Raw genomic sequence first — 2,897 nt, 5'->3', positions numbered from 1 at the left:
TTTTTCTTCATTATGGTTACAAGAAGAAACTATAATTATGAATAGAAGTAGGGAAGTTTTTTTCATAGTTCGAGTTTTCTATATTAACCACAACGTTTATGTATAAGAATAGTTGCGGGTTTGTATGCGAGGATTTTCCGAAGGAAAATCAGACGTTACAAACACGCAACGACCTTTGGTTAAGCACTAAACCGCAATTATTTTTATACGGTGTTAGCGGTAGTTTTTAATTATTTGCTTTATTAATTACATTAAATATTCTTTTAAAGTTTGGGTCTTGGTTTACGCTTTTTAAAGTTTCCATATACCTTGCTTTTTTTAATACATCAATGTTTTTCACTCCATTTTTCTCTATAAGTTCAGTCAATTCTTTTAACTGAACTGTTTTCTCAATGTATCCATCTACCGCTTCTATATTTTCAGGTGTCGGTTTGTTAAATTCAATTTGTTCTTCCAAATGATTTTCTATACTTCCAGGCATACCCAATATCCATCTCTCGGAATATTTTTCGATGTCACTATTATACATTACTGTATCAATTTGTAACTTTTCTAATCGTCTAATTTTCAAATCAGGAAATGAATCTAGGTTAGGAAGAATAGTTAAAATGGTTTTATTGTCAAGAGGAAGATGAATTGTGTTTGTTCTATCAAAGGGATTTACAACTTGGTTATAATATTTTTCTTCATCAAAGTTTTCATCAGTTGGGTCAGCATATGGTCTTATTATTACAGGATTATCAGATGTAATAAACTGACTGTCATCAATCAGATGATAAACATAAATAGTATCTTTTATTTTGCTTTTAATTAACTTTTCATAATTGTCTAAATGTTGACTTAAAAAATTTATTCTATTATTTTCCTTTTGTTCTTTAATTATTAGTTGAACTTCTTCGGGACTTATTGTAATTTCTTCTCCTCCATATTCAATAATGAAATCTCCACCTTTTGAGTTTTTTTGAGCTGCACGAACTAATTCTAAAAATAGTTTATTTTCCTCATTAAGGAATTTAGGTGTTCTAAAGTATAGGCTTAATGCAACTGATATTATTTTTTCTTTAGTTTCTCTATCAATATCGCTAACTTTTTTGTCTGTTAGGATTTTATATATTTTAGGAAATTCTGCATCAATATTGTCGGCGTAAAAATGTTCTATTGCAAATTTATTTTCATCGTTAGGTAAGGTGTAAAGGTTTTTATTCACACAGATATCTCTTGTACTAACATTGATAATTTTATCTTCTTCTTTATTCTTTGCTGAAATAAAATTTTTGTCATCTTCACTAACAGCGAAATTGTTTAAATAGCTTTTCGGAATAAAGTGTTGATGTACTGGTTTGCTCATAGTTTCTGGTAAATTACCGCTAACGGCTCAGTATAAGAATAGTAAGGGATTAAAATACACTTACTTTTCAGTTTAGCACTTAGCCAAATTTACAATTTTACCGTTATTTTTCTTTTAACCGTCAAATTGTAAATTTGGCGAACTTTGTTAATATGTACCAACTTTGGGTTTGGCACTTAACCCTTATTATTTTTATACATTGTTGTGCGTAGTTTTTATTCAAAAAATGTTCTTCTTACTACACTTCTAAGATCGTCTTTCAGTTTAGCATAGGTTATCAAATTCAGTTCTTCTATTCTAAATTTTACCGCTGTTTTACTAATTCCGAAATAATCCGATAGATAATCTACAGTTTTGTAGTAATCTTGTTTGTTAATCGTTTGTTCGTCCAAATAAATATGTTCTGGTCGACTTATTCCAATACTTTTTCGATAGGCAATTAAGTGAGGAAGAAATAATACTTTTGGCAAGAATAAAGAAATTGAGAATTTATTCGCTTGCCATTCAATCCAATTTCTGTCGTTTACTAAATTATGTCTATCTGTGAAAAAGTCATATTCAGAATCCGCAAAATCATCATATCTTTCTTGATTTACTTTCAAATTACTATGAAGGAAAAAGTGTCCCAATTCATGACCTAAAACAAAAGGAAATTTTTCTGAAAACAAAACGGATTTATCGATAAGAATTGCCTTGTTTTCAATATCGTAAAACCCTTCTATTTTTTTTCCATTTACTGTTTCTAAATCTTGAGTAAAATCAAACTTCAAATCATATTCAGATTTCAAGTGTTCAATGAATTCATCTATTTTAATTGAAGAATATAAATCGTTATATTTTTGTAAAATTGGTAAAGCTAAATTTTCTATTTGTACAGCAGATAAACGTTTTAGTCCTTTTACTTTTTTTAAGCCTAAAGTCTTTTTTATGAACTTGAAGAAAATACTATCAGCGTCCTTTTTGTCTTCTTTTTTATTATCTTTATCTGTCCTGTGAAGAATTATAGAATGATTATCATCTTTGTCAACTTCGATTAACATCATTCTTTTATTTTTTGCAAAGGTTAATCCTCCAGATTGAAATTTATTATCTGTAATCATAATTCCTTTTACTCCTCCGCCAGCTACTTGATTAATTTTAGTATTAAACTCCTCAACATCATCAACTGGGACATTATGTCCAGATGGTGAACTTTTACATTCGATTAAGTAGAGTAGAGTATATCTTTTGGCATTTTTAGGCCAAATTTCAATAGATAAATCAAAAATTATTTCTTTCTCTCTATCTTTTGAGTAATAGCCAACTTTTTTTTGAACTTTAGCAGTGCTTTTAGAGATTCCCAATTCCTCATTCTCAATTGCTTTTACAATTAAGTCATAAGATTTGTCCTCAAATTTATCTCCAATTTTTACAGTGTTCATTGATTATCTCAAATTTTTCTTCAAATTACGCACAACGGTTGGTATAAGAATAGTGCGTAGTTTGAGTGCGAGGATTTTCCGAAGGAAAATCAGATGCAAGCAAACAAGCACTAACTCATGATTTAGGA

At 29.1% G+C, this 2,897-nt stretch carries 2 protein-coding genes; both read right to left on the bottom strand.

The window, feature by feature from the left end:
- Window positions 1-226: 226 nt before the first annotated feature.
- The gene (locus tag BMY96_RS10965; protein WP_092852098.1) at window positions 227-1,348 is read right to left on the bottom strand and encodes a DUF4238 domain-containing protein; all 1,122 of its coding nucleotides are present in this window, start codon (window positions 1,346-1,348) and stop codon (window positions 227-229) included.
- A gap of 215 nt (window positions 1,349-1,563) precedes the next feature.
- On the bottom strand, window positions 1,564-2,769 hold the full coding sequence (locus BMY96_RS10960; RefSeq protein ID WP_092852096.1) for an ImmA/IrrE family metallo-endopeptidase: 1,206 nt from the start codon (window positions 2,767-2,769) through the stop codon (window positions 1,564-1,566).
- Between the last annotated feature and the right edge of the window lie 128 nt (window positions 2,770-2,897).

It is taken from the genome of Algibacter pectinivorans, from assembly GCF_900112595.1.
Taxonomy (GTDB): Bacteria; Bacteroidota; Bacteroidia; order Flavobacteriales; family Flavobacteriaceae; genus Algibacter_B; species Algibacter_B pectinivorans.
The sequence above is the reverse complement of the archived record's forward strand: the minus strand, read 5'-3'. Positions and strand labels throughout refer to the sequence as shown.